Origin of the sequence: Geovibrio ferrireducens (assembly GCF_026226615.1) — a bacterium.
Taxonomy (GTDB): domain Bacteria; phylum Chrysiogenota; class Deferribacteres; order Deferribacterales; family Geovibrionaceae; genus Geovibrio; species Geovibrio ferrireducens.
In genome coordinates this window covers 124,272-150,396 of the sequence record NZ_JAJAPB010000003.1, presented here as the reverse complement: position 1 = coordinate 150,396, position 26,125 = coordinate 124,272, and the positions used below count along the sequence as shown (strand labels likewise).

General features: G+C 48.4%; 30 protein-coding genes. 29 read left to right on the top strand and 1 reads right to left on the bottom strand.

What is annotated here, in order from left to right:
* The 29 genes from lptB to OSQ85_RS04330 all read left to right on the top strand — a co-directional run bounded on the left by lptB (position 1) and on the right by OSQ85_RS04330 (position 24,598).
* Positions 1–720: an LPS export ABC transporter ATP-binding protein gene (lptB, locus tag OSQ85_RS04470; RefSeq protein WP_265821597.1), complete on the top strand. Its 720-nt coding sequence runs from the start codon at positions 1–3 to the stop codon at positions 718–720.
* On the top strand, positions 720–2,126 hold the full coding sequence (gene rpoN / locus OSQ85_RS04465; protein WP_265821596.1) for an RNA polymerase factor sigma-54: 1,407 nt from the start codon (positions 720–722) through the stop codon (positions 2,124–2,126). Before lptB ends, rpoN begins: the two co-directional genes overlap by 1 nt.
* A gap of 1 nt (position 2,127) precedes the next feature.
* A complete protein-coding gene (gene hpf / locus OSQ85_RS04460; protein ID WP_265821595.1) occupies positions 2,128–2,661 on the top strand; it encodes a ribosome hibernation-promoting factor, HPF/YfiA family in 534 nt (177 codons plus the stop codon).
* Positions 2,662–2,670: 9 nt separating this feature from the next.
* Positions 2,671–3,126, top strand: coding sequence for a PTS sugar transporter subunit IIA (locus OSQ85_RS04455; protein WP_265821594.1), 456 nt, complete (start codon positions 2,671–2,673; stop codon positions 3,124–3,126).
* 26 nt (positions 3,127–3,152) lie between these two features.
* Complete coding sequence (gene hprK / locus OSQ85_RS04450; protein WP_265821593.1) at positions 3,153–4,154, top strand: HPr(Ser) kinase/phosphatase; 1,002 nt, start codon at positions 3,153–3,155, stop codon at positions 4,152–4,154.
* Positions 4,154–5,005, top strand: a complete 852-nt coding sequence (gene rapZ / locus OSQ85_RS04445) for an RNase adapter RapZ (RefSeq protein ID WP_265821591.1) — start codon at positions 4,154–4,156, stop codon at positions 5,003–5,005. The genes hprK and rapZ overlap by 1 nt, the downstream gene beginning before the upstream one ends.
* Positions 5,006–5,010: 5 nt before the next feature.
* Entirely contained in the window at positions 5,011–5,415 is a 405-nt protein-coding gene (locus OSQ85_RS04440) for a PTS sugar transporter subunit IIA (protein WP_265821589.1), read from the top strand.
* Positions 5,412–5,903 (top strand): PTS system mannose/fructose/N-acetylgalactosamine-transporter subunit IIB, encoded by a 492-nt coding sequence (locus OSQ85_RS04435; RefSeq protein WP_265821587.1) that lies wholly within the window; start codon positions 5,412–5,414, stop codon positions 5,901–5,903. The genes OSQ85_RS04440 and OSQ85_RS04435 overlap by 4 nt, the downstream gene beginning before the upstream one ends.
* On the top strand, positions 5,900–6,556 hold the full coding sequence (locus tag OSQ85_RS04430; protein WP_265821586.1) for a PTS sugar transporter subunit IIC: 657 nt from the start codon (positions 5,900–5,902) through the stop codon (positions 6,554–6,556). The genes OSQ85_RS04435 and OSQ85_RS04430 overlap by 4 nt, the downstream gene beginning before the upstream one ends.
* Positions 6,553–7,251: a PTS system mannose/fructose/sorbose family transporter subunit IID gene (locus OSQ85_RS04425; RefSeq protein ID WP_265821584.1), complete on the top strand. Its 699-nt coding sequence runs from the start codon at positions 6,553–6,555 to the stop codon at positions 7,249–7,251. Before OSQ85_RS04430 ends, OSQ85_RS04425 begins: the two co-directional genes overlap by 4 nt.
* Entirely contained in the window at positions 7,252–7,527 is a 276-nt protein-coding gene (locus OSQ85_RS04420) for an HPr family phosphocarrier protein (RefSeq protein WP_265821583.1), read from the top strand.
* Positions 7,524–9,266 (top strand): phosphoenolpyruvate--protein phosphotransferase, encoded by a 1,743-nt coding sequence (gene ptsP, locus OSQ85_RS04415; protein WP_265821582.1) that lies wholly within the window; start codon positions 7,524–7,526, stop codon positions 9,264–9,266. Before OSQ85_RS04420 ends, ptsP begins: the two co-directional genes overlap by 4 nt.
* A 73-nt stretch (positions 9,267–9,339) precedes the next feature.
* Positions 9,340–9,909 (top strand): CDP-diacylglycerol--glycerol-3-phosphate 3-phosphatidyltransferase, encoded by a 570-nt coding sequence (gene pgsA, locus OSQ85_RS04410; RefSeq protein WP_265821580.1) that lies wholly within the window; start codon positions 9,340–9,342, stop codon positions 9,907–9,909.
* Positions 9,890–10,972 carry a DUF362 domain-containing protein gene (locus OSQ85_RS04405; RefSeq protein WP_265821579.1) on the top strand — a complete coding sequence of 361 codons (1,083 nt, stop codon included), beginning with the start codon at positions 9,890–9,892 and terminating at the stop codon, positions 10,970–10,972. The genes pgsA and OSQ85_RS04405 overlap by 20 nt, the downstream gene beginning before the upstream one ends.
* Complete coding sequence (gene plsY / locus OSQ85_RS04400) at positions 10,969–11,559, top strand: glycerol-3-phosphate 1-O-acyltransferase PlsY (RefSeq protein ID WP_265821578.1); 591 nt, start codon at positions 10,969–10,971, stop codon at positions 11,557–11,559. Before OSQ85_RS04405 ends, plsY begins: the two co-directional genes overlap by 4 nt.
* Positions 11,534–12,691, top strand: coding sequence for a bifunctional diaminohydroxyphosphoribosylaminopyrimidine deaminase/5-amino-6-(5-phosphoribosylamino)uracil reductase RibD (gene ribD, locus OSQ85_RS04395; protein WP_265821577.1), 1,158 nt, complete (start codon positions 11,534–11,536; stop codon positions 12,689–12,691). Before plsY ends, ribD begins: the two co-directional genes overlap by 26 nt.
* On the top strand, positions 12,673–13,296 hold the full coding sequence (locus OSQ85_RS04390) for a riboflavin synthase (RefSeq protein WP_265821576.1): 624 nt from the start codon (positions 12,673–12,675) through the stop codon (positions 13,294–13,296). The genes ribD and OSQ85_RS04390 overlap by 19 nt, the downstream gene beginning before the upstream one ends.
* Positions 13,297–13,432: 136 nt before the next feature.
* Positions 13,433–14,647: a bifunctional 3,4-dihydroxy-2-butanone-4-phosphate synthase/GTP cyclohydrolase II gene (locus OSQ85_RS04385; RefSeq protein WP_265821575.1), complete on the top strand. Its 1,215-nt coding sequence runs from the start codon at positions 13,433–13,435 to the stop codon at positions 14,645–14,647.
* A 492-nt stretch (positions 14,648–15,139) separates the two neighbouring features.
* The gene (gene ribH / locus OSQ85_RS04380; protein ID WP_407649315.1) at positions 15,140–15,610 is read left to right on the top strand and encodes a 6,7-dimethyl-8-ribityllumazine synthase; all 471 of its coding nucleotides are present in this window, start codon (positions 15,140–15,142) and stop codon (positions 15,608–15,610) included.
* Positions 15,603–16,040, top strand: coding sequence for a transcription antitermination factor NusB (gene nusB / locus OSQ85_RS04375; protein WP_265821573.1), 438 nt, complete (start codon positions 15,603–15,605; stop codon positions 16,038–16,040). The genes ribH and nusB overlap by 8 nt, the downstream gene beginning before the upstream one ends.
* A complete protein-coding gene (locus tag OSQ85_RS04370; protein WP_265821572.1) occupies positions 16,033–16,440 on the top strand; it encodes a hypothetical protein in 408 nt (135 codons plus the stop codon). Before nusB ends, OSQ85_RS04370 begins: the two co-directional genes overlap by 8 nt.
* On the top strand, positions 16,418–16,666 hold the full coding sequence (locus tag OSQ85_RS04365; RefSeq protein WP_265821571.1) for a DUF4911 domain-containing protein: 249 nt from the start codon (positions 16,418–16,420) through the stop codon (positions 16,664–16,666). Before OSQ85_RS04370 ends, OSQ85_RS04365 begins: the two co-directional genes overlap by 23 nt.
* Positions 16,660–18,024: a TldD/PmbA family protein gene (locus OSQ85_RS04360; RefSeq protein ID WP_265821570.1), complete on the top strand. Its 1,365-nt coding sequence runs from the start codon at positions 16,660–16,662 to the stop codon at positions 18,022–18,024. Before OSQ85_RS04365 ends, OSQ85_RS04360 begins: the two co-directional genes overlap by 7 nt.
* Positions 18,024–18,956 (top strand): 3'-5' exoribonuclease YhaM family protein, encoded by a 933-nt coding sequence (locus OSQ85_RS04355; RefSeq protein ID WP_265821569.1) that lies wholly within the window; start codon positions 18,024–18,026, stop codon positions 18,954–18,956. The genes OSQ85_RS04360 and OSQ85_RS04355 overlap by 1 nt, the downstream gene beginning before the upstream one ends.
* Positions 18,957–19,102: 146 nt before the next feature.
* Positions 19,103–19,756, top strand: coding sequence for a DUF502 domain-containing protein (locus OSQ85_RS04350; protein WP_265821568.1), 654 nt, complete (start codon positions 19,103–19,105; stop codon positions 19,754–19,756).
* A complete protein-coding gene (gene aroE / locus OSQ85_RS04345; protein WP_265821567.1) occupies positions 19,725–20,564 on the top strand; it encodes a shikimate dehydrogenase in 840 nt (279 codons plus the stop codon). The genes OSQ85_RS04350 and aroE overlap by 32 nt, the downstream gene beginning before the upstream one ends.
* 32 nt (positions 20,565–20,596) lie before the next feature.
* The gene (pilB, locus tag OSQ85_RS04340; protein WP_407649314.1) at positions 20,597–22,282 is read left to right on the top strand and encodes a type IV-A pilus assembly ATPase PilB; all 1,686 of its coding nucleotides are present in this window, start codon (positions 20,597–20,599) and stop codon (positions 22,280–22,282) included.
* A 16-nt stretch (positions 22,283–22,298) separates the two neighbouring features.
* Positions 22,299–23,384, top strand: coding sequence for a type IV pilus twitching motility protein PilT (locus OSQ85_RS04335; protein ID WP_265821565.1), 1,086 nt, complete (start codon positions 22,299–22,301; stop codon positions 23,382–23,384).
* Positions 23,385–23,389: 5 nt separating this feature from the next.
* A complete protein-coding gene (locus tag OSQ85_RS04330; protein WP_265821563.1) occupies positions 23,390–24,598 on the top strand; it encodes a type II secretion system F family protein in 1,209 nt (402 codons plus the stop codon).
* Positions 24,599–24,702: 104 nt separating this feature from the next.
* Here the strand turns inward: OSQ85_RS04330 and OSQ85_RS04325 are convergent, their stop codons facing one another.
* Positions 24,703–25,971, bottom strand: a complete 1,269-nt coding sequence (locus OSQ85_RS04325) for a TolC family protein (protein ID WP_265821561.1) — start codon at positions 25,969–25,971, stop codon at positions 24,703–24,705.
* Positions 25,972–26,125 lie beyond the last annotated feature (154 nt).

Sequence of the window (26,125 nt, the reverse complement as noted above, 5' to 3'; positions counted from 1 at the left end):
TTGGGACTTTCTGCCGATAACCTGCGCAAGGTTTATAAAAAACGCGCCGTAGTTGACGGAATCTCGCTGAATGTTTCAAAGGGCGAGGTAGTCGGTCTTCTGGGGCCCAACGGAGCCGGAAAAACCACCACCTTCTACATGCTCACCGGGATAGTGAAACCGGACGGCGGAAGTGTGCACCTCAACGGCAAGGATATAACAAAAAGCCCCATACACGAGCGCAGCAGAGCAGGAATAGGCTATCTCCCGCAGGAGCCTTCGGTTTTCCGGAAGCTCAGCGTTTATGAAAACATATATGCAGCTCTTGAGCTCAAAAACAATGATAAATCCCTCAACAGGGAGACCACGGAAAGGCTGATACGTGAGTTCGGACTGGGGAAGGTGCGTGATTCAAAGGGCTATTCTCTCTCCGGCGGCGAAAGAAGAAGAGTGGAGATCGCGCGCTGCATATCCACAGAGCCTGATGTCATAATGCTTGATGAACCGTTTTCGGGTATTGACCCCATATCGGTATCGGACATACAGAGAATGATTTTTTCCCTGAAAGAGATGGGTTTAGGCGTTCTGATCACCGATCACAACGTGCGTGAAACCCTCAAGATAACCGACAGGGCTTATATTGTAGCGGATGGGAAAATACTCTGCCACGGCTCCCCGCAGGAGATCGTGAGCAATGAAGAGGTCATCAGCCGCTATCTGGGTGAGGGCTTCGAAATCTGATGGTATCGGGAAAACTTAATATAGGTCTCCAGACAAAACTTGCCCAGAAGCTGCTCATCACCCCGCAGATGAAGCAGTCTCTTAATATCCTCCAGATGCCTATTACCGAACTGGTGCAGGAGCTTAACACCTATCTTGAGGAAAACCCCGTGCTGGAAGAGGTTCAGGAAGGGGAGGAGAAATCCGCCGAGGAACTCAAAAACGAGGACAACTTTGAGGATGATCTCCTTAAAATGGACTGGGACGAACTCTACCGTGATAACGAAGAGCTCCAGTACTCGCCCTCCAGTGACGAAGGCTATGATTTTGAAAAATTCATAGGCCGCAGTGACAACCTTTTTGATCATCTTATGTTTCAGCTTAAGATAATGGGGATGGGCTCTGAGGCTGAGAAAATAGGCGAATACATAATCGGCAACCTGTCCGAAGACGGTTTTTTCAGGCTGCCCTGCGCGGAGGTGGCCGAGTATTTCGGCTGTCAGGAGAGGCAGGTAGAGGCTGTTCTGGATGTTATAAAGGGGTTCGAGCCCTCCGGAATAGCCAGTTCAAACCTGCGTGAATGCATCTGCCGGCAGCTTGCGGATTTCGGCACAGAGGAAGTATATGTTGAACTTGTGGCTGAACTCCTTGAAAATTACGAAGAAGAACTGATAAACTTTAAATATGCCGATATAATGAAGAGCATCGGTATCGAGCAGGATACTTTTGAGTATCTCCTTTTTTTAATAAGAAAGACAGACCCCAGACCGGGGCTTTCTTTTCAGAAAGGGGAGAACAGGCATGTCACCCCTGATGTTTACATAGCACGCAAAGGGGACGACTTTGATGTTGTCCTTAATGAGGACGGAATGCCCTCGCTCCGCACAAGCGCCTACTACATGCGTCTTCTTAAAAGCGCGAATGTAGATGCAAAGGCCAAGGAGTATCTGGAAGAGAAGATCAAGGGTGCTGTATGGCTTATAAAGAGCCTTAACAAGCGCCAGAAAGCCATCTATCGGGTAGTGCGGGCTATAATAGATGCGCAGAAGCCGTTTTTCCTCGGCAATGTAAAGCATCTCAGCCCGCTGAAACTGAAAGACATAGCGGAAGTGACCGAACTGCACGAGTCCACAGTGAGCAGGGTTACCTCCGGCAAGTACGCCATGACAGAGCACGGTGTCATGGAGCTGAAGTCCTTCTTCGTGAAAGGGCTCGACACGGCGGAAGGGGATATGTCCACCGACAGGGTGAAGGAGATGATCAAAGGTATCATTGATGAAGAGCCCGCAGACAGCCCCCACAGCGATCAGAAAATTGTGGAAATTTTGCAGAAAAAAGGTATAAAAATTGCACGGCGAACCGTTGCAAAATACAGGGATGAGTTGAATATACCCACCAAATCCCAGAGAAAAAAAACCGGGAGGTAGCATGAACGTCCAGATCACTGCAAGAAACATTGAAATTACGGATGCCATAAGAAGCTACGCAGAAAAGAAAGTTGCTAAACTTGAAAAATACTTTGACCACATCACAGAGGCTAACGTTCTTCTGGAGGTTCAGAAAAATCTTCATATAGTGGAAGTGCTTATTACTGCCAAAGGCGTATTTATGAAGGGGCTTGAGAAGTCCGAGGATCTTTACGCGTCCATCGACCTTGCCGTGGATAAAATAGAAAAGCAGCTTGTGAAATATAAAGAAAAGCTGAAAAACAAAAAACTTATGGAAAAAGAGTTCAAGGCTCCCCTCAAGCTCAACGTTCTTGATGTTGAGAGCTTTGACAGCGATGAACCCCGTGTTGTGGTTTCCAAGGACATGCCTGTTAAACCCATGGATGTTGAGGAAGCTGTTATGCAGATGGATCTTCTGAACAAAACCTTCTTCGTTTTCCGCAATGCGGAAACCAGCGAACTGAGCGTTGTTTACAGAAGAGACGACGGAAACATCGGTCTGATCGATTCCTAGGCTTATTTAATGAATCTTTCCGATTACATAGACGGGGAGAGGGTAATCCTCTCCCTTTCTTCTCAGGATAAAGATTCCGCAATAAGTGAGATGGTGAATTTTCTGGACGGAAAAAACGCTCTCACTGACAGGGAATCAGCGTTACAGGCACTTTTTGAAAGAGAAAAACTCGGCAGCACGGGTGTAGGAGAGGAGATAGCCATCCCCCACGCCAAACTTGCCGTTGATGACCTTGTTATACTGCTGGCTTTCAGTGACGGGCTCCCTTTTCAGTCTGCGGACGGAAAGGATGTGAAAATACTTTTCCTTGTCCTTGCCCCTGAAAAACAGATGAATCTCCACCTGAAAACACTGGCAAAAATAAGCCGGCTGGTAAAGGCGACCGATTTTAAGGAAAGAGTGCTTCAGGCAAAAAGCGTAAGCGATGTCTGCCTCATTCTCCGCGAAGAGGAAGAAAAACTTTAAGGGGATTATAATCCGGATGAATCTGCATGGATAAAATGCCTGTTTCCGAACTGCTTTCTGCCGGAGCGAAACACATTGGGCTCAGGCTCCTCCACGGCAAAAAGCAGATTCACGAACGTTTCATAACCAGCCACCGCATACAGAAACCGGGGCTGGCTCTGGCGGGTTTTACGGAATATCTGCACGAGGGGCGCATACAGATCCTCGGCAATACAGAAATAAGCTACCTCTGGACTCTGCCGCCTAAACAGCGCAAATCAGCGGCGGACAACCTCATGCAGCATGAAATCTGCTGCTTCATTGTTACCAAAAACCTGAAACTGCCGAAGGAATTTCTCTCATCGGTTCAGGAATGCGGCATTCCTCTTTTTAAAACAAAACTTCTCAGTTCAAAAGCCATAGAACTTATAACAGACTTTCTTGAGGAAAGGCTCGCGCCGGAAACAAACGTTCACGGCGTTCTAATGGATGTTTACGGTATCGGTGTGCTTATAATGGGCAGAAGCGGCATAGGCAAGAGCGAGTGCGCGGTGGAACTGGTAAAGCGCGGTCACAGGCTTGTGGCGGATGATATAGTCACCATCAAGAAACGCTACGACACTCTGGTCGGCATGAGCAATGATATTCTCCGCCACCATATTGAAGTGCGCGGTCTGGGGATTCTGAACATAAAGGATATGTTCGGGGTAACCGCAATACGCATGCGCAAAAAGATTGAGCTTGTGATTGAGTTCGTGGACTGGGATCAGGTGGGAAGCTGTGACCGCATAGGTCTTGAGAAAAAATTCTACGAAACTCTCGATATAAAAACCCCGATGATTGTTCTGCCCATAACTGCGGGAAGAAATATGGCTGTGATTGTGGAAGTCGCTGCCAGAAATCAGCTTCTGAAAGTTATGGGGTATGACTCCGCCAAGGATTTTTCGGATAACCTGCTGAACAGAATGAACCCGAAAAGAAAAAAGAATAGCGTTCAAAGCGGAGAGATATTATCATTTAAGAATATTCCTAAAAAGGGGGAAGAGTAGTGCGGAGAGTTTCTCTCATCGTTCTTACAGGGCTTTCCGGTGCAGGCAAGTCGCGCGCGGCAGCCGTTCTGGAGGATCTTGGCTATTACACTGTGGATAATTTTCCTCCGCAGCTTCTGGAAAAATTTCTTGAGCTTATTTTCACATTCAATATGGATGTCTCCAAGGTTGCCCTTGTTATAGACATACGCAGCAGAAACAGCGTGAAGGCTTCCGAGGTTATCTCACTTCTCAAAAATAATTACGGTGCGCAGGTGCTCTTTATTGAGGCAGATGACGCCACACTCATAAAACGCTACAAAGAGACAAGGCGTACTCACCCTCTGGGTGCAGCCCTGCCGGAGGCTATTAAGACCGAAAGGGAAAGCCTGCGGGAAATAAGGGAAACAGCGGATATTGTCATAGACACATCCCGCAAAACGGTGCATGACCTTGCCCGCCAGATTGAGTCATATTTTAAAGACGATGATTCCGTAAACCTTAGCGTGACAGTTCAGTCATTCGGTTTCAAGTACGGCGTGCCGGAGGATTCCGACCTGCTTTTTGATGTCCGTTTTTTAAAGAACCCTCACTTTGTTGAGGAACTGAGAGAAAAGACCGGGCAGGAAAAAGTTGTGCAGGACTATGTTTTTTCTGATGAAAAAACGGGTATTTTTATTGAAAAAATTAAAGATATGCTGAATTTCCTCATTCCGAACTATTTATCTGAAGGAAAAAGATTTCTCACGGTATCAATAGGTTGTACAGGCGGTAAACACAGATCCGTTGCGGTATCCGAAAATCTATCGAAATATCTGAGAGAAACTACTAAATTTAAAGTTATAACTAAGCACAGAGATATGGACAGGTGACAATGATGGTCGGAATAGTTCTTGTAACACACGGCAGGTTCGGAGAGGAGCTTAAAAAAAGCGCAGAGATGATTTTAGGCACTCAGGAAGGTGTGGAGACGATTTCCATGGAGTATGGCTCATCACTGGCGGATGTGGCCGATGAGATAGAGAAAATTATAGCCAGATATGAGGATTCGGGCGCAATAGTGTTCACCGATATGTTCGGCGGAAGCCCATCTAACGTGGCAATGGCTTACCTCGGCTCAAAAAATGTCGAGGTGGTTTCGGGCGTTAACCTTCCCATGCTTATCAAGGCTCTGGGAATGAGACGTGAGAATAAATCGATCAGGGTGATGTGCAACGAGTGCGCTGATTCCGCAAGGCAGAGCATTATAGTTGCCGGAGAGCTTTTAAAAGAGACATCATGAAGAAGATAATTTTTCGTGTTGATGACAGACTTATACATGGTCAGGTGATAGAAGGTTGGGTCAAGTATTACAAGATCCACCGCATTATGGTCGTCAGTGACCGCATAGCGGGTGACAGCCTTCAGCGCATGATTTATCAGAGCGCCCTTCCTTCGGGCTGCACGCTTGAGATTATGGGCGTGGATCAGTTCGTTGCCTCCTTTGACAGTCTCAAAAACGTGAAGGACTATACCCTTGTCCTAATGGAGTCTGTGGATGATCTGGCGCGATGTACCGACCTTATAGACAACGATGTTTATGTGAATATAGGCTGCGTGGCATGCAGGGAACACAAGGTGGAGGTTTCCAACACCGTGTTTCTCGATCTGGACGAGATTGAGCAGGTCTGTTCAATCCGGGACATGGTGGAAGTGTATATTCATAAGGTTCCGTGGGAACCCAGTGTAGAAATAAGAAACTTTTCAAAACTCCTTAAAGGCGGGTTATGACCCAACTGATTCTGCTGTTAGCTTTTTCGGGGATAATCACTGTGGACAGAGCCGCAGGGTTTAATACTATGATTTCCCGCCCTCTTGTTGTGTCCGTGGTCATAGGAATGATATTCGGAACAGTGGAATTGTGCTTTTTGGGCGGATTGATTTTTGAAATCATCGGTCTTGTGGATGTGCCTGTGGGTACAAGGATTTCCAGAGACGACAGCTTCGGCGCTTATGCTTTCAGCCTTGTTTTGTCATACCACGCAGTGACAGGGATGAGTAACTTTATTCTGGCGCTCATGCTTGTTATAGTGTTCACATATCCTGTTACCCTTTCTCTTCATATATGCAGAAAACTCAACAAAAGGCTCTATATGAGAGAGCTTAATAAAGGCGACAGATTCAATCCCTCAAAACTGGTCAGACTGGGGCTCTTTTTCCATTTCGGACAGGGCGTGGTGGTCTACAATCTTGCATTTGTGATAATATACACGCTTTATCAGTGGTTTGCCGCCTATCTTCCCGGTAATGACAATTTTATACCTTATATAGTTTTTACCATTATATTTCTTTCCGGTTTCCTGCTCCGCTTCCTTTCCGGTAACAGCTACGTTAAGTATGTGCTGTTTCTCTGCGGTGTTCTGGTTGGTTGGGCAGTTTTATGAAAAATATTGTCACTCTTTTCAAAAGCCTTTTCTATCACGCCGGGCTTAACCATGAAAACATGCAGGGGACAGGTTTCTACTACCTGCTCAGGGATGCGGCAAAGCGGGACGGGATAGAGATAGACGAAAAGTGCCTTGAAAATCAGCGGAAATATTTTAATACTCACCCGTTTCTGGTGAACTTCATCCTCGGCATGTGGCTGACTGAATATAAAAACGGCTCTGATCCCGAAACATTTAAAAAGGCATACTCCTCCGCCTTCGGCGCACTGGGAGACAGCTTTTTCTGGCACTCTCTCCGCCCGTTTTCGTTTGTTTTCGCAGCCATCACAGGCACAGTCAACCCGTTTGCAGGCATAATGGTGTATCTGCTTACGTTCAACCTTTTTCACTTCACGTTCCTTTTCACAGGCTACAGTCTGGGCAGGGAACTGGGGCGTGATGTCATAGTCTGGTTCAATCGCATAGGCTTTAACAAATGGCCTGAATACTTTGATCTTATAAGCGTCTTTTTTCTGGGCGTTTTTCTTTCATATCTTTTTAAAAGCGGCGCTGAAATCAGCGTGGATGTCTTCTTTGTTGCCGCCGGCTATCTGACCATGGGGCTTATTCTCGCCAAAAAGCTGGATATAACCCTTGGGCTGATGATCAATCTTATTCTGAGCGGCATAATATTTTTTCAATTGGGAGTTTAAATGCAGTTACTTAACAGAAAACTGGAAATTGTAAACGAGCTTGGGCTGCACGCCAGAGCGGCGGCGAACCTTGTTAAGGTGGCCGAGAAGTTTTCCTGCGATATTAAGGTCAAGAAGGACGGCTTCGAGGTAAACGGAAAAAGCATTATGGGTCTTATGATGCTTGCTGCGCAGAAGGGAAGCTTTATTGAAATAATAGCCAGCGGAGCGGATGCCGATGACGCGGTATGCGCCATAGAGAACCTTGTCGCTGACAGGTTCGGTGAAGGAAAATGAAAATCTATAAGGGGATTGGTTCGTCCGAAGGGGTATCAATAGGCAAATGCTACCTCCTTGACCGCCTGAAAGTGAGTTTTCAGAAACGCAGGATAGAACCGGACGAAATCGGCAGTGAGTGCGCGCGTATTGATGCGGCTGTGGCGGATGCCACCGCTTATATCGAAAAAGTGCGTGAGATGGGAAGGGATACTTACTCCGAAAGCCATTCCATGATTTTCGACGTTTACCTGATGCTTCTTCGTGATGAAATGCTCATAGGGAAAAGCAAAGAGCTTGTCAGAAACAGTCTGGTAAATGCCGAACAGGCCCTGCACAACACAGGCAGGGAACTCAGTCGTGTCTTTCAGCGGGCTGATGATGAATACCTCCGCGAGAGGGGGAACGATGTTGTTCATATAGTGCAGAAACTTCTGCGTTTTCTCACCGGTGAGGGCTACGATATTCTGGAGCAGGTGGAGGAGAACTCCGTTGTGGTTTCATACGACCTCTCCCCGTCGGACACGACCCATATACTCAAAAAAAAGATAAAAGGCTTCGCTACCGATCTGGGAAGCAAAATATCCCATACGTCCATCCTCGCCCGTTCTCTGGGGCTGCCCGCTGTTGTGGGGCTTGAGGATATTTCAAAGATAGCCGAAAGCGGCGACACTATTATTCTGGACGGATTTGAGGGGGTGGTGATTATCAACCCCGATGCCGAAACCCTTGAGAAATATGCGACAAAAGAAAGACGCTACCGCGAATATATAACCGCTCTGGAAAACCTGCGCGATACGGAAGTGCGCACGGCGGACGGGGTGGATGTCTACCTCTATTCCAATGTGGAGCTTAATGACGAAATCCACCTCTCAAACCTGAACAATTCCTCCGGTGTAGGGCTTTACAGAACGGAGTACATATACCTCCAGCACGGGGATGTTTCAGAGGAGCAGCAGTTTCAGATCCTGAAAGAGGCTGTGGAACTGAACTCCGGCAAACCCACCACCATAAGGACATTCGACCTCGGCGGTGAAAAACTTTCAGAAGAGATGCCGCATCCGAAGGAGCAGAACCCGGTAATGGGGCTCCGCGCGGTGCGCTATTCCCTGCGTTTCAGGGAGTTTTTCATAAGACAGCTGAGAGCCATCCTCCGCGCCTCCGTCTACGGTGATATAAAGATAATGTTTCCCATGATCTCAGGTCTGCACGAATACCGCAAGGTGCGCGAGGTGTACGAATCCGCTAAAAAATCGCTCCGTGCGGAAGGAATACCTTTTGCCGACAATATAAAGCTGGGCATAATGGTGGAGCTTCCCTCCATAGCCATAATCAGCGGCCTGATAGCCCGTGAGGTGGATTTCATGAGCGTCGGCACGAACGACCTTATACAGTACACGCTGGGCATAGACCGCAACAACGAATACGTGGCGTATCTTTACAGGCCTGCGCATCCGGCGATACTCACGCTTCTGAACACTATCATAACCGCCGCCAGAAAAGAGGGGATAGACTGCTCCGTCTGCGGGGAGATAGCGGGTGAACCCAGATATATCCCCATACTTCTGGGTCTCGGCTACAGGCAGCTCAGTATGAGCCCCGCCCATATACTCAGGGCGAAAAAGCTTATTAAGCAGCTTAAGGTTCATGACTGCGAGCATCTGGTGGCGGATCTCATGAAGTGTGACACCTCTGTGCTGGCGGAGGAAAAGGTTACCGCCTTCTTGGAGAGTCAGGGAGAGGGCATCTTCTTCTCCTGAAATTTTTCTTTGTAAATAAAGACGTGAACGTATATAATTCGCCCTGCTATTAAAAATATTACGGAAGTTTTTTATGAATAAAGTACAGCGTGAGCTGAACCCCGCCAACCTGCTTACGGCACTGAGGATTATCTCAGTTCCTGTTTTTCTTGCTTTTCTCTATTTTGACAAGCCTCTGCTTAATGTAATCGCCTGTGTCATATACACTGTGTTCGCCGCTACCGACTATGTGGACGGCTACATAGCCAGAAAATACAATATGGTGACTGATCTGGGTAAAATTCTCGACCCGGTGGCGGATAAAATATTCGTTGCCGCCACAATGATCGCTCTGGTGGAGATGGGCAGACTTGAGGGCTTTATCCTCATGATTATCCTCACCCGTGATTTTGCCGTGGGAGCCCTGCGGAACCTTGCTGCCAGCAAAGGCATAATCATAGCTGCGGGCAGCGCCGGAAAATGGAAAACAGGCTTCCAGATGACCGGGGTAGGCTGCATTATCTTCAAGAACAAGCTCTTAGGGCTGGACATACACCTTATAGGAACAATACTGGTCTACATATCGCTCATATTCTCCATGTATTCCGCATGGGAGTATTTCAGAGGTTATTACAAGCCTGCTGATGAAAAAAGTAAGCCTTAGTACGGCAGAAGGGTATTCCGACCCTGCCGTTGTTTCGTTTATTGACACCTTTTTTTCCCTCTATGCCGTCAGGCTGGCAGAGGCGGGAAAAATTCTGCTCAAACCCAATCTTCTCCTTGCCGCTCCTCCCGAAAGGGGGATCACAACTCATCCGCTGTTTGTTGAGTCTGCCGTGACAGCCTTGAAAAGATATACAGATGCGGAGCTTTTCCTCGGCGACAGTCCGGGAGCGAACTTCGGCAAATATGAAACTGTCCTTAAAAAGACGGGCATGGCTGAGATATGCGAAAAACACGGAATACGCACTGTCCGCATGGAGGCCTCTGCGCCTAAAATGAAAAACGGGCGGGTTTACGCCCCCGCGGCTGATGAGGCTGATTTAATAATAAATATAGCCAAGCTCAAAACCCACTCCCTCACAGGGCTGACACTGTGCGTTAAGAACATGTTCGGGCTTGTCCCCGGCAACGCCAAGGTGGGCTACCACAGGGAGCATCCGGATGACAGGGAACTGGCTTATAATATATACGATTTCTTTTCCATGTTTGACGGGAAGATTCTGAATCTGCTGGACGGCATAACAGTCCACGAAGGGGACGGCCCCTCAAGGGGAAAACCTGTTCACCTTGGCCTTATGGCGGCATCAAGCGATGCTGTGGCACTGGATGCGGCAGTCACCCGCCTGCTTGGCTTTGATGAGGACTTCTGCCTGACGACTCTTGGTGCTAAGAGAACAGGGTATGACACATCAGACATTCAGGCTGATTTGCCCGGAGGAAGGTTCAGAGTTAAAATCCCTGTGTCCAAAAAAGTTCCGGTTCTGCCGGAGTTTCTTAAATCTTGGGTATCTGACAGGGTTTTCGTTAAACCTTTCATTATCGCGGAAAAATGTATAAAATGCCGTCTGTGCGTAAAAAGCTGTCCTGTGGATGCGATACGCACTGACAGTAAATTTTTCATAGAAACTGACAAATGCATAGAGTGCTTCTGCTGTCATGAGGTCTGCGAGTCAGACGCAGTGGGCATGAAACGCTCATTTCTGCATAAGGTGTTTGTAAGATGAAATTTGTTTTACTTATTATTTGTTATCTTGTGGGCTCCGTACCGACTGCGTATCTTCTGGTGAAGAAGCTTAAAGGTGTGGATATAAGAACGGTGGGAAGCGGAAACGTGGGAGCTACTAACGCCGCCAGAATCCTTGGCAAATGGGGCTTTGCCGCTGTTTTTTCAGCAGATATGCTCAAGGGGTTTATCCCCGTGTGGATAACAGGCATGCTTTATCCCGATGTGGTGCTTATCGCCGCTGTGCTTGTTGTTCTGGGGCATACTTATACTGTTTTTCTCAATTTCAAGGGAGGCAAGGGGGTCGCAACCGCTGTGGGGGTTTTCCTCGCTCTGGCTCCTGTTCCGCTGGGAGTGGCCGCTGTGGCATTCGGCGTGGTGTTTTACGTCGGGCGTATGGTCTCCCTAAGCTCAATAACCGCCGCCGCTGTTCTTGCCGCCGCAGTTGTTCTTATGGACACTCCCGTATCATTAAAAATTTTTACAGTGGTTATCGCCGCTTTTGTGATCTATAAACACAGAACAAACATCAGCAGAATAATGAAGGGTGAGGAAACCAAAGTTGAGCTCAACCGTAAATCCTCTTGATATAATGGATGAATGCGCCTCTCTCGCCCTTGCGGGAAAGGGGTTTACCAAAACCAACCCCATAGTGGGCGCTATTGTGGTAAAAGAGGGAAAAGTAATCGGCCGCGGCTGGCACTCAGAGTACGGCAAGGCACACGCTGAGGTAATGGCCATAGCAGATGCCGGGGATGTGCGGGGCGCTGATCTCTATGTGACTCTTGAGCCTTGCAGCCATCACGGGAAAACTCCTCCCTGTGTCAATAAAATTATAGAAACAGGCATAAAGCGTGTGTTTGTCGGTGTCGTTGATCCTAACCCGGTGAACGCCGGAAACGGACTCAATATTCTCATGGAGCATGGCATTGAGGTGTTCCTCGGCTATCGTGAGGAGCTCTGCGCCGCGCTCATTGAGGATTTCACAAAACGCATCCTTACCGGAATGCCCTATTATTCACTGAAAACCGCAACATCAATAGACGGCAAGCTCGCCACCAGAACCAAGGACTCCAAATGGATTTCATCACCTTCGTCAAGGGCTTACGCCCATTACCTCCGGAGTGTTTCCGATGCTGTTCTGGTCGGGGTTAACACTGTTATAGCAGATGACCCGCAGCTCACCGTGAGGGATGTGCATTCCGAAAACGACCCTTATAAAATTGTTCTCGATCCTCACGGCAGAATGCCCGAAGGCAGAAAGCTTGAGGAAAATCCCGATAAACTTATTTATGTTACCGGGAAAGGGGCGGAAACTGCCGCTGCCGCACGTCTGCGGGGAAAAGGCGCTCATGTGCTTGAGATTTCCTGCATAAACGGCGGGCTTGACCTGCGTGAGCTTTCAGACAGACTGCTGGATATGAAGATAATGAACATCCTCATCGAAGGGGGCGGCGAAACCGCCGGAGCCTTTTTTGATGCGGATTTGGTTGATAAGGGGTATTTTGTCATAGCCCCCAAAATAATAGGCGGGCGGGATGCGGTTATGACCGTTGCCGGCAAAGGCGCTGATTTCGTCTCCGGCGCAAAGGAAATGCTGGAGACTGACATAAGGCACTTTGAAAAAGATATACTGATCAGCGGGCGCTTTACGGACTACCGCACGCATGTGCTTGACCTGACCGAAAAACTGAGGAACAGATGTTCACGGGGATTGTAGAGGAAACAGGGAGAGTTGATGCCCTGAACATAAAAGGCAGTTCCGCCGTAATCAGAATCAGGTGCTCCAGGGTGCTTGAGGATGCCAAAATCGGCGATTCAATAGCGGTAAACGGCGTATGCCTCACCGCAACAGAGATAACAGACGGCAGTTTCAGTGCGGATATATCATACGAAACGCTGAAACGCACATCCCTTGCCGGAGCCGCCGCCGGAACCCGCGTGAACCTTGAGCGGGCGCTGACACTCACCACCCGCCTCGGCGGACATATCGTCAGCGGGCATGTGGACGGGCTTGGAACTGTGGATTCAATAACTCCCAAAGGGGATTCCTATGTGCTGCGGATCAGATTCCCTGAGGAGATGGACAAATACATAGCTGAGAAGGGTTCCGTAACCGTGGACGGAATAAGCCTCACTGTGGCATGGGTTAACGGGCTGACGTTTGATGTGGCGGTTATTCCGCACACTTTTAAGGAGACTGTCCTTTCGGATAAGCGGAGAGGGGACAAAGTTAACCTTGAAGCGGACGTGATAGCGCGTTATCTTGAAAAGCTAATGAAAAAGGAAGGGAAGAGCATAACTTCACTTCTTAATATGCTGTAAGATTTGCATGGAAGGAAATCCGCCGTGCGCAGCGAAGCCTTGTTCCACAAGGCGCGAGCGTGTGGCGAGTGTTTCCATGGATGGCAAACACGAGCAGTAAAGTAGATATGCTGTAAGGTATAAAAGGTGTTTTTTTATGAAATATAAAAATCTGGCAACAATAGATGAAGCCATAGCAGACCTTAAACAGGGTAAGATGATCATCCTTGTTGATGATGAGGACAGGGAGAACGAGGGCGACCTTGTTCTTGCTGCTGAGCATGTAACGCCTGAGTCCATAAACTTTATGGCGAAATTCGGGCGCGGGCTTATCTGCCTCGCCATGACGGAAGACCGCTGCGACAGGCTTGGGCTCAATCTTATGGTGGGCGGAGACGGAAATACGGCGCGCTTCGGCACAGCCTTCACTGTTTCCATAGAGGCGAAAGAAGGTGTGACCACCGGAATCTCAGCATTTGACAGGGCCCACACTGTCAAAGTGGCAATTGATGATAAATCCACATCAAAAGACCTTGCCAGACCCGGCCATGTCTTCCCGCTCAGGGCGAGACAGGGGGGCGTGCTTGTCCGTGCAGGACAGACCGAAGGCTCAGTTGACCTCATGAAGGCCGCAGGGCTTAAACCCGCGGGAGTGATCTGCGAGATAATGAACGATGACGGTACAATGGCCAGAATGCCCCAGCTTGACGAATTTGCTGGGGTTCACGGGCTTAAGATAGTTACAATAGCGGATCTCATATCTTACAGAATGGATCATGAAAAACTCATAGAAGAAACAAATGTGGCAAGGCTCCCCACCCATGCGGGCGAGTTTAACATCCTCGGTTTCAGAAGCGTCGCTGACGGTCAGGAGGCGGTTGTCCTTATGAAAGGGGATGTCACCACTGATGAACCCGTACTTGTCCGTGTTCATTCTCAATGCCTCACCGGGGACGTTTTCGGCTCCAGAAGATGCGACTGCGCCTCCCAGCTTCATGAGGCCATGGACCGTGTGGAGGAGGAAGGCAGAGGCGTTGTGCTCTACCTGTTTCAGGAGGGGCGCGGAATCGGCATCCTTAACAAAATCAACGCTTACCACCTTCAGGACGAAGGGCTTGATACCATAGAGGCGAACATCCATCTGGGCTTTAATGAAGACCTGCGTGACTACGGCTTCGGGGCGCAGATTCTCAGGCATCTGGGGATAAAACAGATCCGCCTGATTACCAACAATCCCAAAAAAATGCGCTGCCTCTCCGGCTACGGACTTGAGGTTGTGGAGCGTGTGGGCACATTGAGCGACCTCAACCCCGAAAACGAAAAATATCTGTTTACTAAAAAGGATAAAATGGGGCATAAACTGGATCTGTGATGTAATAAATACGGTTCCATGGATGGAACCGCGCCGTGCGAAGCGAAGCCGCTTTTTAAGCGGCGCGAGCGTGTGAGAAGCAACACAGGATGTAGTTGCTTCGAACTATCATTGTATAGACGCATAAACTGGATCTGTGATGTAATAAATACGCTTTACTGCGTCACTGCGAGGAAGGCACAGCCTGACGCGGCAGTCTCTCCATGCTGAGAGATTGCTTCACTCCTTTGGAGTTAGTAATGACATATACGGTTTGATGTTATAGAATGAGAGATTCTTCGGCAGAAGCCTCAGAATGACGCTTTACTGCGTCACTGCGAGGAAGGCACAGCCTGACGAGGCAGTCTCTCCATGCTGAGAGATTGCTTCACTCCTTTGGAGTTCGCAATGACATGGTTTACTACGTCACTCTGAGCGTATGCGAAGAGTCTCTACTTTGAAATGTGTGCATTCAGAATAAAATATAATTAAACATCTAAGGAGTTCCTTATGATCAAGGCTATAGAAGGAAAATATGACGGAAAAGGGTTTAAGTTCGCCATAGTGGCTTCCCGTTTCAATGATTTCATTACACAGGCTCTTATCGGCGGCGCTGTTGACGCACTTGTGAGACACAACACCGCAGAGAAGGACATCGATGTGTTCAAGGTTCCCGGCGCTTTTGAGATTCCCCTTGTGGCTCAGAAACTTGCTCTTACCAAGAAATACGATGCGGTTATCACTCTCGGCGCTGTCATCAGGGGTGCTACGCCTCACTTCGACTTTGTAGCCGCAGAGGTTTCAAAGGGTGTTGCCAAGGTTTCCCTTGATACTGGTGTGCCTGTTATCTTCGGCGTTCTCACCACAGATACAATCGAACAGGCAGTGGAAAGAGCGGGAACAAAAAGCGGAAACAAAGGCGCGGACTGTGCAATGGGCGCGCTTGAACTTGTAAATCTTATTAAGGACAATAAACTTGGCTGATAAATCAAAACGCACAAAGGCGCGTGAATACGCGTTTCAGATGATGTACCGTTACGGCATGACAGGGGAAACACCGACTCAGATTCCCCTTACTTTCTGGCAGCCGCTTGGTGTTGTGGAACCGGAGGTTAAGGACTTCGCAGAGAGCCTTTTCCGCGGAGCCGCTGCAAAAGCCGCTGACAGCGATGCCATGATAGAAAAATACCTTAAAAACGGCTGGACGTTTGAGCGTATGGGCGAGATAGAGAAAAATATAATGCGTGTCGCCCTGTATGAGCTTCTGGACGGTAAATCGCCTTATTTTGCCATACTTGATGACTTCGTGACACTCACCAAAAAATTCGGCGATGAAGCCGCAGCGGGGCTTGTAAACGGCATTCTGGACAATGTAAGGAAAACCTACAGCCTCTCGGCAGGTGAAAATGAATAAGGCTAAGGTCGGTCTGCATAACAAAGGGCTGTTTCCCGCATTTCTAGATTACAATGTGGCAGAGCTCAAATGCAGAGGAATGTCCGCCAAGCTTGATCTCTTCTATTACGGCGGTCTGAACAGGGTTCTTTCCGCCCTCAGTGCTGAGGAGAGAAGGTTTATACAGGAGGAATGGCTTTTTCTCAGGAGCACAGGCTTCTTTGAGGAGGACGGTTTCTTCGTTACTGACTTTAACTCAATTGCTCCCGCAAAATTCGCCGAAAAGGTGAAAGATGCGGGCTTTAACAAAATATATCTGGAAAACGCCCTTAACTTTGACATAAAAGAGCTTCAGGATGAGCTTAAGGGTGTTGAAATTGTTCTGATGGAATTTGCAGATGACCCGTACCGTAAAAGTTAAGTGCCATGTGGACAGGCAGAACATTCTTCTGGTAAACAGCCTCGTGGATTCATACGAGGGGCTGGGCATAGTCCGCACACTGGACAGCGCCAAGGGGAATGTGGTTATCTACTCCACCGACACGGTTTATGAAAAACTGCTCAGAGTGCTTGATGAACTGAACAAAACAGGCATAGGCGTTACGGACATCAGAACGGAATTCAGTGAGGAAGTTGATAATTGGTAAAAATTCCCGATTACACCCGCATACTTAAAAAACTCGCCTCATGCGGGGATTACGCGGATATTTTCATAGAGAGCTCCTTCCGGCGCATTATCGTTTTCGAGGACGGCAAAATTGACACGCTTTCCAGTGAGGATGATGCCGGTGTCGGGCTCAGACTCATCAGAAACGGCAGAACCTTCTACGGCTATACCAACTCGTCAGATCCTGATGTACTTGATGAAATAGCCTGCGGACTCACGGCTCTTGGTGAAAAGGGCGCTGAAACTGTGCTTGATTTCACAAAATCCGCCCCGGTTTACACTTTCGAGAGGCCTTGCGAGCAAATCCCTTTGCAGGATAAGATAAAAATAGCCGAAACCGTAAGCCGTGCGGCATACGGGGATAAAAGGGCTGTTCAGGTTCGCGCTTTCTACGGTGATGTTTTCAGGGATGTGCGGATCATTAACTCACTTGGTGATGACAAGACCAAAAAGCTTTCATATATAACAATATACGCTAATGCAGTCGCCAAAGACGGTGATGATCTCCAGACGGGGTATGAATCCTTCGGCGGTGTTTTCGGTGCGGAAGGGCTTGACGGATTTGAGCCGGAAACGGTTGGCAAAGAAGCACTGAGAAAGGCACTGAACAACCTTGCTGCGGATTATGCTCCCGCAGGCAGAATGCCTGTTGTGCTTGCCTCCAAGGCCGGCGGAACAATGGTGCATGAGGCTGTGGGGCACGGTCTTGAGGCTGATCTGGCGGAAGAGGGGATGAGCGTTTACGAAAATAAGATCGGTATGCAGGTTGCAAACCCGATTATCAGCGTGATAGACGACGGAACGCTGAAACCTAAACGCGGCTACATCCCTTTTGATGATGAAGGAACGGACGCTGCCCGCAATGTTCTGATAGAAAACGGAATACTGAAAAGCTATATGCGTGACAGGCTGTACGCTCTCAAAAACGGCGGAGCACCCACCGGAAACGGCCGGAGGGAAAGCTACAGACATAAACCCATAGTACGCATGACAAATACGTTTATAGCCCCCGGAAATGACAGGCCGGATGATATAATCAAATCAGTCGACAGCGGAATTTATGTGGCTGATATGGGCGGCGGACAGGTAAACACAGTCAACGGCGACTTCGTTTTTGAAGTAACCGAAGGCTATATCATAAAAAACGGAAAAATAGACAGACCGGTCAAAAATGCCACGCTTATGGGCAACGGACCGGAAGTGATGCAGAGTATAGACATGGCGGGAACAGACCTCGGCTTCGGGATCGGAACCTGCGGCAAAGGCGGGCAGGGTGTCCCTGTTTCCGATGCACAGCCCACTCTGCGTATTCCCTTGATAACTGTAGGCGGTAAATAATGGAACTTACTATTAAAAAAGATTTTATGCTCACTGACATAAACAAGAACGTAACAAGGGACGGTAAACCCTTCCTGCGCCTCGTACTGAACGACAGCGAAGGAACAAGGCACAACGGCATAATGTTTGACAGCAACAGGCTGGCTTTTGAACCCGCAGGCGGCGATGTTGTGACTGTCGAGGGTGTTCTCCAGCAGTATTCCGGGCAGACTCAGCTTAAAATCACCATGATGGAAAAAAAGGAGAATGCTGATCCGTCGCTTTTCCTGCCAACAAGCGGTCTGGATGCGGACAAGCTTCTTAAGGAACTTAAGGATCTTCTGGATGAGAGGGTGAAAACAGATTATCTGAAAGCTTTTATCAGGCTGTTTTTCTCTGATGAAAGAATGATTGATAAATTTAAGAAAAGCCCGGCAGCAAAAGCCGTGCACCACGCTTACGTCAACGGGCTTCTTGAGCATACGCTAAGCGTTGCGAAGCTTGCTGTGCTGATGGGTGATTACTACGGCGAGAAGGCCAATACGGAGCACCTGCTTTTCGGCGCTCTTTTCCATGATATGGGCAAGGTTGTAGAGCTTGACTCAAAACTCGGTTTCGATTACACGAACAGCGGCAAGCTTCTTGGACATCTCATTCAGGGTATTATGCTTTTCAGGAATCTTGCTGATAAAGTCGATGGATTCCCCGAAGAGGTTAAGGATCTCATATGCCATATGATAGCGAGCCACCACGGCTTTCTTGAGTTCGGCTCACCGAAAAAACCGAAGACTGTGGAAGCGCTTATCCTTCACCATATAGATGATATGGATGCCAAAATAAATACCTTCTCCTCCATCTTTGTTAAAGATGAGGTTCTGGACGCAGGATGGAGCGGGTACGACAGACTTCTTGAGCGTCAGATCTTCAAACACGGCTACAAAGAAGAAGTGTAAACGAACGGCGCAGGAAGCGCCGTCCGCCGTGCGCAGCGAAGCCGCTTTTTAAGCGGCGCGAGCGTGTGTAAAAAAAATCCCAAGGATGGTGATTTTTTTTACTTGATAAATATAGACAACTTCATTTTCCTATCGTATGCTTTTTTATGAAAAAATTCAGAATATTTTTGCGCAACGCCTTCATAGCCGGAATTTTGTCATGCTTACCCATAGTGGTGACATTTTATTTCCTCCGCTTCGTATTTGAGAAGTTCTCCGGCTTTCTTCTGCCTTACTTCGACATGTTCGTAATCAGGTATGACCTCGTAATTCCCAGATATATTATGGAGTTATTCTCTTTTCTGGTCATTCTTCTTGCCATACTCTGCATAGGGCTTGTGGCGAAGCATTATGTGGGCAAAAAGTTTTTTAACCTGCTTGAGGTCTTCGTCTCAAAGATTCCGTTTGCCAAAAGCGTATACGGCATAATGCGCCAGATTGTTGATACCTTTCAGAATGCAGGCGGAAACAACTTTAAAAAGGTCATTCTGGTGGAATACCCGCGCAAAGGGATTTACAGTATGGGGTTCATCACTAAGGATGCTTCCGACTTTTTCACAAAAGCAACAGGGCAGGACTGCGTGAGCGTGTTCATACCAACTACGCCGAACCCTACATCCGGCTTTGTCCTCATCATACCCAAATGCGAGCTTATAGAACTGAAAATACCCGTTGAAGAAGGGGTAAAATACATTATTTCCGCCGGGATTCTGGAACCCTTTGACAAAGATGGCAAACCGGGCTCTGAAAATGTATCTTAATCTCGGACTCATAGGAAACCCTTTATCCCATACACTTTCCCCGTCTCTTCATTCACGTTTTCTTATATCCGCCGGAATCAACGGCGGATATGTCTGCTTTGAAACCCCTTCAAAAGATAAGCTGCCGGAAGTTTTTGATACATTAAAAAAGTTCCGGTTCAGAGGGGTTAACGTCACAGTGCCTTACAAAGAGGACGTGATAAGCTTTATGAATGAGCTTGACCCTTTGGCGGATGACCTCCGGGCTGTAAACACTGTACTTTTTGAGGAAGGACGTGCGAAGGGCTTTAACACTGATGTTCACGGATTCGCAGAAACGCTGCGGGAAAACAAGCTTGATTTCACAGGTTCAAAAGTGCTTATGCTTGGCTGCGGCGGCGCTGCGAAGGCTGTTCTGCGCTGTTTAAAAGATTTCAGAAATATTAAACTCACAGTTGTTAACAGAGATACGGCAAAAGCTGAAAAAATTTTGAAATTTCTTAATTTTGACAATGCAGAAATATGTGATTATAATTATATCAGCAGGGAAGCGGTATTTGATTCGGTAATTAATGCCACTTCCATAGGGCTGGATGGTTCGCCTTTTGCTGATATGAGCAAAATAAAATGTACGCAGGCAGCAGTTGATCTGCAATATAAACCGTGGGTTACACCTTTTCTGAAATGTTATGAAAACAGCGGGTGCAAGACGGTAAACGGCTTTTCAATGCTTGTTCATCAGGCTCATAAGGCATTTGAAATCTGGACGGACAAAAAAGCCTGTATTGATATGCCGGAACTAATAAAACTGTGCGGAGCCGCTAATTGAACACCGTCAGGAAGAGCACCAAGCTTGGCAGCATGCTTATTCAGGAAAATCTGATCACTCAGGAGCAGCTTGAAAAAGCCCTTGAGCATCAGATAGGCAAAGGCGGCAGGCTCGGTACTATTCTTATTGATATGGGCTATGTGGATGAACTGTCCATAGCAAAGCTCCTGAGCAGGCAGTACGGTGTGCCCTATGTTGATATTTCCGAGATAGAGATAGACCAGTCCGCTTCGGACGCTCTCTCCACCGACCTTTGCAAAAAATACAACGTTGTCCCCTTCGCCAGACAGGGAAAAACCCTGAAAGTAGCCATAACCGACCCTTCCAACGCATATGCACTTGAGGAGCTCCGCTTTGTTTCAGGCTTTAACATGGAGCCTTATGTAACAGTGGAATCCATGATGAATGAGTTTCTCCGCAAGCGTCAGGAGAAGGACGAGGAGAGCAGAACCGATCTTATGAGGGAGATCGGCGATTTTGACATGGATGATCTTGAGATAGAGACTGTGGAGGAGAGCAATGTGGCTCTTGAACAGCTCCGCCGAGATATTGAAGACACCCCCATTGTCAAGCTTGTTAACCACATCATGCACGAGGCTGTGAAAAAAGGAGCCTCGGATATTCATATAGAGCCCTATGAGAAGGAGTTCCGTGTCCGGCTCAGGGTGGACGGTGTTCTTCAGGAACTTATGAACCCACCGAAAAGCATAAAGGACGCGGTTATCTCGCGTATAAAAATTCTTGCCGATCTGGACATAGCCGAACGCAGACTTCCGCAGGACGGACGTATCAAGCTGCGGCTGGGCTCTATCACCATAGATATGAGGGTTTCGACACTTCCTGTTCTCTTCGGGGAGAAGGTGGTTATCCGTCTTCTGGACAAAAGCAACCTCCAGCTTGATATGGAGAAGCTGGGATTCGAAAGGGAATCTCTGGACAGGCTTATAAAGGCAATAGAAAGCCCCTACGGCATGGTGCTTGTAACCGGGCCTACGGGCAGCGGCAAATCCACCACGCTTTACTCGGCACTCAGCCGCCTCAACAACGAGGACGTAAATATTATGACCGCAGAAGATCCCGTGGAATATAACCTCTTCGGCGTTAATCAGGTGCAGATGAAGGATGAGATAGGTCTCAACTTCGCAGCCGCTCTCCGTTCATTTCTCCGTCAGGACCCGGACATCATAATGGTCGGGGAGATAAGGGACTATGAAACAGGGGAGATAGCCATCAAAGCGGCGCTCACCGGACACCTTGTGCTTTCCACTCTTCACACCAACGATGCGCCCAGTACAATCAACAGGCTTCTCAATATGGGGATAGAGCCTTTCCTCGTGGCTTCCTCCACAAACCTTATCCTTGCCCAGAGGCTGGCTAGAAGGATCTGCCAGTCATGCACAGAGGAGATCGATCTTCCGCCCGAAGCTCTGTTAAGCATAGGTTTCAGAAAGGATGAGATAGGCACATTCAGGGCGCATAAAGGCAAAGGCTGTGAAAAATGCGGCGGAACAGGCTATAAGGGCAGGGTTGCCTTTTACGAAGTAATGGAAATTACGGAAAATATACGAGAATGCATACTCCGCGGAGCAAACGCAGGCGAAATTAAGCGAGCGGCACTCGGCGACGGTATGATATCATTAAGACGCAGCGGTCTTGAAAAGATAAAGAGCGGCATAACCACGGTGGAAGAGGTGGTAAGAGTCACCTTCACCGACTGATTTCGGAGGATAGGAAATGTACAGCCTTCAGGAACTTCTTTCCAAAATGGTGGAGCTTGACGCAAGCGATATGCATATAACAGTGGGCACACCCCCCACATACCGTGTCAGCGGCGACTTGGTGAGAATCGAGGGCGAGCCCATGAAGCCCAACGAGACCAAGCAGCTTTGCTACAGCATACTCACCGAGGCGCAGAAGCAGAGGCTTGAGGAGGACTGGGAGCTTGATTTGTCCTTCGGGCTTAAAGGCGTCAGCCGTTTCAGGGCAAACTTCTTCATGCAGAGGGGCGCAATAGCCGCCGCTTTCCGCCGGATTCCATATAAAATACTCACCTTTGACGAGCTTCACCTGCCCGCTGTGGTGAGGTCACTCTGCGATAAACCGAGAGGACTCATTCTTGTTACCGGCCCCACGGGCAGCGGTAAATCAACCACACTGGCATCCATGATAGACAAAATAAACACAGAAGACCCTGTGCATATTGTGACTGTGGAAGATCCCATAGAGTATGTTCATGTGCATAAAAAGGCGACTGTGAACCAGAGAGAGCTTCATGCGGATACAAAATCGTTCCGCAATGCGCTGAAATACATTCTCCGTCAGGATCCGGACGTTGTTCTCATCGGCGAGATGCGAGACCTTGAAACCATAGAGGCGGCACTCACTGTTTCCGAGACAGGACACCTCACCTTCGGAACCCTCCACACCAACAGCGCCGTGCAGACAATCAACCGTATTATAGATGTTTTCCCCCCGCATCAGCAGCCGCAGATCAGGGCCCAGCTCTCCTTTGTGCTTGAGGGTGTCATATCTCAGCAGCTTATACAAAGGGCAGACGGCAAGGGGCGTGTTATGTGCTGCGAGGTTATGGTTCCCAACTCCGCCATACGCAACCTTATCAGAGAGGACAAGCTTCATCAGGTTTACTCCATGATGCAGTCCGGCCAGTCAGAACACGGCATGCAGACCATGAGTCAGTCACTGTTTGAGAACTACAGCAGAGGGCTTATCACATACGAGGATGCGGTTAACCGCGCCGTTTACCCTGATGAGGTAAGGCAGCTTATCGACAGGGCTGGCGGCCCCAGAAAGAGAAGGTAGGACTCATGGCTGTTTACAAATACAGAGGCACAGACCCAGGCGGTCAGCCTATTCAGAGTATAATTGAGGCGGACAACAAGCAGCAGGCAACGGAACTGCTGAAAAACCGCAGGATAGTAGTACGTGAGATTAAGCGTGATCTCAGCAAGGTTGAGATAGGTCTGCCCGAAAAGGTTAATGATGAGGATATACTCATCTCCACGAGGCAGCTTAGCGTTATGATTGATGCCGGGCTGCCCATTGTGAAGGCTCTGGACATCATAGCCACTCAGGCATCCAAGAAACGCATGCGCAAGATATTTGTGGATGTCAAAGGCGGAATAGAAACAGGTTCGGAGTTCAATAAGGCTCTGGGAAAATATAAAAATGACTTCGGCGAACTGTATGTGAATATGATCGCAGCAGGTGAGGCGGGCGGTCTGCTGGATTCAATTCTGGACAGGCTGGCCAACTATCTGGAAAAGGCTATATCGCTGAGAAGAAAGGTAAAAGCCGCCATGACATACCCGACTGTGGTTCTGATCGTGGCGATTGCCGTTGTTTACGGCCTTATGGTTTTCATTATTCCCAAGTTCAAAGAGATGTATGAGGGGTTCGGTGGTGAGCTCCCGGCTCTTACTCAGCTTGCCATAGCCATAAGCGACTTTTTGAGCAAGTGGTACGGCGGCGGGCTTATCTTTGCGACTATTATAGTCAGCTTTACGGTGCTGAAACTTACCTATACGCGCTCACCCGCAGGGCGGTATAAGCTGGATCAGATTTTCCTGCGGATACCGAAAATAGGGGATCTTATACGCAAGGTTGCGGTGGCCAAGTTTTCACGCACATTCGGAACCCTGCTCTCAAGCGGTGTTTCCATTCTTGATGCCCTTGATATTGTTGCGAAAACCAGCGGCAACAAGGTTATAGAAAAAGCGCTTCTGGACAGTAAAAGGGATATAGAATCAGGTAAAACAATCGTTGAACCTCTGGAGAAATCGGGCGTTTTTCCGTCAATGGTTATCCAGATGATCTCAGTGGGCGAGGAAACAGGCTCCCTTGATTTGATGCTCCAGAAAATAGCAGACTTTTATGACGATGAGGTTGACAGGGCGGTGGAAGGGCTTACCAAGCTTATAGAACCCTTCCTTATGCTTTTTGTGGGCGGCGCAGTAGGCTTCGTAATCATTGCAATGTATCTGCCGATCTTCAAACTTGGGGATGTTATACAGTAAGGGTATTCCGGTCATTCTGAGGCTTTAGCCGAAGAATCCCTATTCATTGCAGAATGAGAGATTCTTCACTGCGTTCAGAATGACCTGTCCTGATGAAGAATCTTTCAGAACACCTGCTGTTCCACAACCCTTTCTATTTCTGCCATTGCCTTATAAATATCATACAGCGCCTTGTTATAGTTGTTTCTTGCTCTGGTGAGCATAACACGTGCGTCAAGAAGGTCAGTGGCGGTGGTTACGCGCTGCTTGTACTGGCTTTCGGTTATGCGGTAGTTCTCTTCCGCTGATTCCACCTCTTTTTCAGCTACTGCAAGGCTGCCTGTTGCCAGAGAGTACTGCTCAAGGGCGTTTTCAAGCTGGTATTTCATCTGGGCTGTGGTCTTAAGCTCCTGATGTTTCAAGGACATAGCATATGACTTTTCCGCTGCCGCAGTGCTTCTGCGGGCGTTGCCGTCAAAAATGCTCCATGTTGCGGAAGCGCCGAAGATCACTTCGTCATCATATGAGCTTTCCCTGTCTGCTGGTTTGGCATCATCACCGTATGAGTTATAGGAAGCCGACACACTGACAGAGGGCAGACCGCCGCGTCTGGTTGCATCTGCGGAATAGTTCTGCGCCTTCACAAGCTCACGGACGTATTTCAGTTCGCTTCTGTTGGTTTTGAGGCTGTCAAAAAGCGAAGCGGAGTTCATTTCCATGCGCTCCGGCTCAGTGAAATCCTGATAAGCCTCGTTCGCCGGAATGTTTTCGTTCATCAGCCTTTCAAGCTCAAAAACAGCAGTATTTTCAGCGCTCTGAGCCTGCAGCAGCGCCTGTTTCTGGGAAGCGAGCTCCGCCTCGACTTTCAGCACCTCATTTTTGGGTGATATTCCCACTTCATAGGTGAGCCTTGCATCCTTAAGCTGGCTTTCAAGAAGGGCAACGCTCTCCTTCGCCGCCTCCACATCCTTTTTGGCCTGTAAAACACTGAAAAAAGCTTTTTTCACATTGAGCACAACATCAGCCCTTATGCTCTCTTCCATGAATTTCTGTGCCTCAAGCGATGATTTCGCCGCCCTGAGGTTCAGGCTGTCCGCTCCGCCTCTGAAAAGGTTGTAGCTCACTGTCACATCCGCACTGGAGGCCTGATTTTTGCCTGAGCCGTATTTGTTGTCCTCATTTGAGCGCTGGTAGCCGTATGAGGCATCAAGCTGAGGGAGAAACGGTGAGCGCGCGGTGCTTACCTGATTCTCCTTCTGTTCGGTGAGGTATCTGTATTCGGTTATCTCGTGGTTGTTCGCAAGCGCCTTGTTTACCGCCTCATCCAGCGTAAGGGCATGGGCGGAAAAAGCAAAGGAAAAACAGAAAGCGGCTGCCGCAGCTTTTTTCATCATTGTAGGTCACCTTTTTGTCATTAATTAAAGCATATTAACACAAACAGAACGCGCCGGGAAACAGGAAAGAAAGCAACGGCTGTCTGTGGCTCGCATGGGAATGACCTTTTAACAGCAATAAAGTTTGCGCAGAACTGATAAAAACGGGCAGTAT

What these genes read in the sequence shown, in the direction of transcription:
- rpoN (WP_265821596.1), top strand. Translation starts at nt 720, where the DNA reads ATGGTATCGGGAAAACTTAATATAGGTCTCCAGACAAAACTTGCCCAG.
- hpf (WP_265821595.1), top strand. Translation starts at nt 2,128, where the DNA reads ATGAACGTCCAGATCACTGCAAGAAACATTGAAATTACGGATGCCATA.
- OSQ85_RS04455 (WP_265821594.1), top strand. Translation starts at nt 2,671, where the DNA reads ATGAATCTTTCCGATTACATAGACGGGGAGAGGGTAATCCTCTCCCTT.
- hprK (WP_265821593.1), top strand. Translation starts at nt 3,153, where the DNA reads ATGGATAAAATGCCTGTTTCCGAACTGCTTTCTGCCGGAGCGAAACAC.
- OSQ85_RS04440 (WP_265821589.1), top strand. Translation starts at nt 5,011, where the DNA reads ATGGTCGGAATAGTTCTTGTAACACACGGCAGGTTCGGAGAGGAGCTT.
- OSQ85_RS04435 (WP_265821587.1), top strand. Translation starts at nt 5,412, where the DNA reads ATGAAGAAGATAATTTTTCGTGTTGATGACAGACTTATACATGGTCAG.
- OSQ85_RS04430 (WP_265821586.1), top strand. Translation starts at nt 5,900, where the DNA reads ATGACCCAACTGATTCTGCTGTTAGCTTTTTCGGGGATAATCACTGTG.
- OSQ85_RS04425 (WP_265821584.1), top strand. Translation starts at nt 6,553, where the DNA reads ATGAAAAATATTGTCACTCTTTTCAAAAGCCTTTTCTATCACGCCGGG.
- OSQ85_RS04420 (WP_265821583.1), top strand. Translation starts at nt 7,252, where the DNA reads ATGCAGTTACTTAACAGAAAACTGGAAATTGTAAACGAGCTTGGGCTG.
- ptsP (WP_265821582.1), top strand. Translation starts at nt 7,524, where the DNA reads ATGAAAATCTATAAGGGGATTGGTTCGTCCGAAGGGGTATCAATAGGC.
- pgsA (WP_265821580.1), top strand. Translation starts at nt 9,340, where the DNA reads ATGAATAAAGTACAGCGTGAGCTGAACCCCGCCAACCTGCTTACGGCA.
- OSQ85_RS04405 (WP_265821579.1), top strand. Translation starts at nt 9,890, where the DNA reads ATGAAAAAAGTAAGCCTTAGTACGGCAGAAGGGTATTCCGACCCTGCC.
- plsY (WP_265821578.1), top strand. Translation starts at nt 10,969, where the DNA reads ATGAAATTTGTTTTACTTATTATTTGTTATCTTGTGGGCTCCGTACCG.
- OSQ85_RS04390 (WP_265821576.1), top strand. Translation starts at nt 12,673, where the DNA reads ATGTTCACGGGGATTGTAGAGGAAACAGGGAGAGTTGATGCCCTGAAC.
- OSQ85_RS04385 (WP_265821575.1), top strand. Translation starts at nt 13,433, where the DNA reads ATGAAATATAAAAATCTGGCAACAATAGATGAAGCCATAGCAGACCTT.
- OSQ85_RS04370 (WP_265821572.1), top strand. Translation starts at nt 16,033, where the DNA reads ATGAATAAGGCTAAGGTCGGTCTGCATAACAAAGGGCTGTTTCCCGCA.
- OSQ85_RS04365 (WP_265821571.1), top strand. Translation starts at nt 16,418, where the DNA reads ATGACCCGTACCGTAAAAGTTAAGTGCCATGTGGACAGGCAGAACATT.
- OSQ85_RS04355 (WP_265821569.1), top strand. Translation starts at nt 18,024, where the DNA reads ATGGAACTTACTATTAAAAAAGATTTTATGCTCACTGACATAAACAAG.
- OSQ85_RS04350 (WP_265821568.1), top strand. Translation starts at nt 19,103, where the DNA reads ATGAAAAAATTCAGAATATTTTTGCGCAACGCCTTCATAGCCGGAATT.
- aroE (WP_265821567.1), top strand. Translation starts at nt 19,725, where the DNA reads ATGGCAAACCGGGCTCTGAAAATGTATCTTAATCTCGGACTCATAGGA.
- pilB (WP_407649314.1), top strand. Translation starts at nt 20,597, where the DNA reads ATGCTTATTCAGGAAAATCTGATCACTCAGGAGCAGCTTGAAAAAGCC.
- OSQ85_RS04335 (WP_265821565.1), top strand. Translation starts at nt 22,299, where the DNA reads ATGTACAGCCTTCAGGAACTTCTTTCCAAAATGGTGGAGCTTGACGCA.
- OSQ85_RS04330 (WP_265821563.1), top strand. Translation starts at nt 23,390, where the DNA reads ATGGCTGTTTACAAATACAGAGGCACAGACCCAGGCGGTCAGCCTATT.
- OSQ85_RS04325 (WP_265821561.1), bottom strand. Translation starts at nt 25,971, where the DNA reads ATGATGAAAAAAGCTGCGGCAGCCGCTTTCTGTTTTTCCTTTGCTTTT.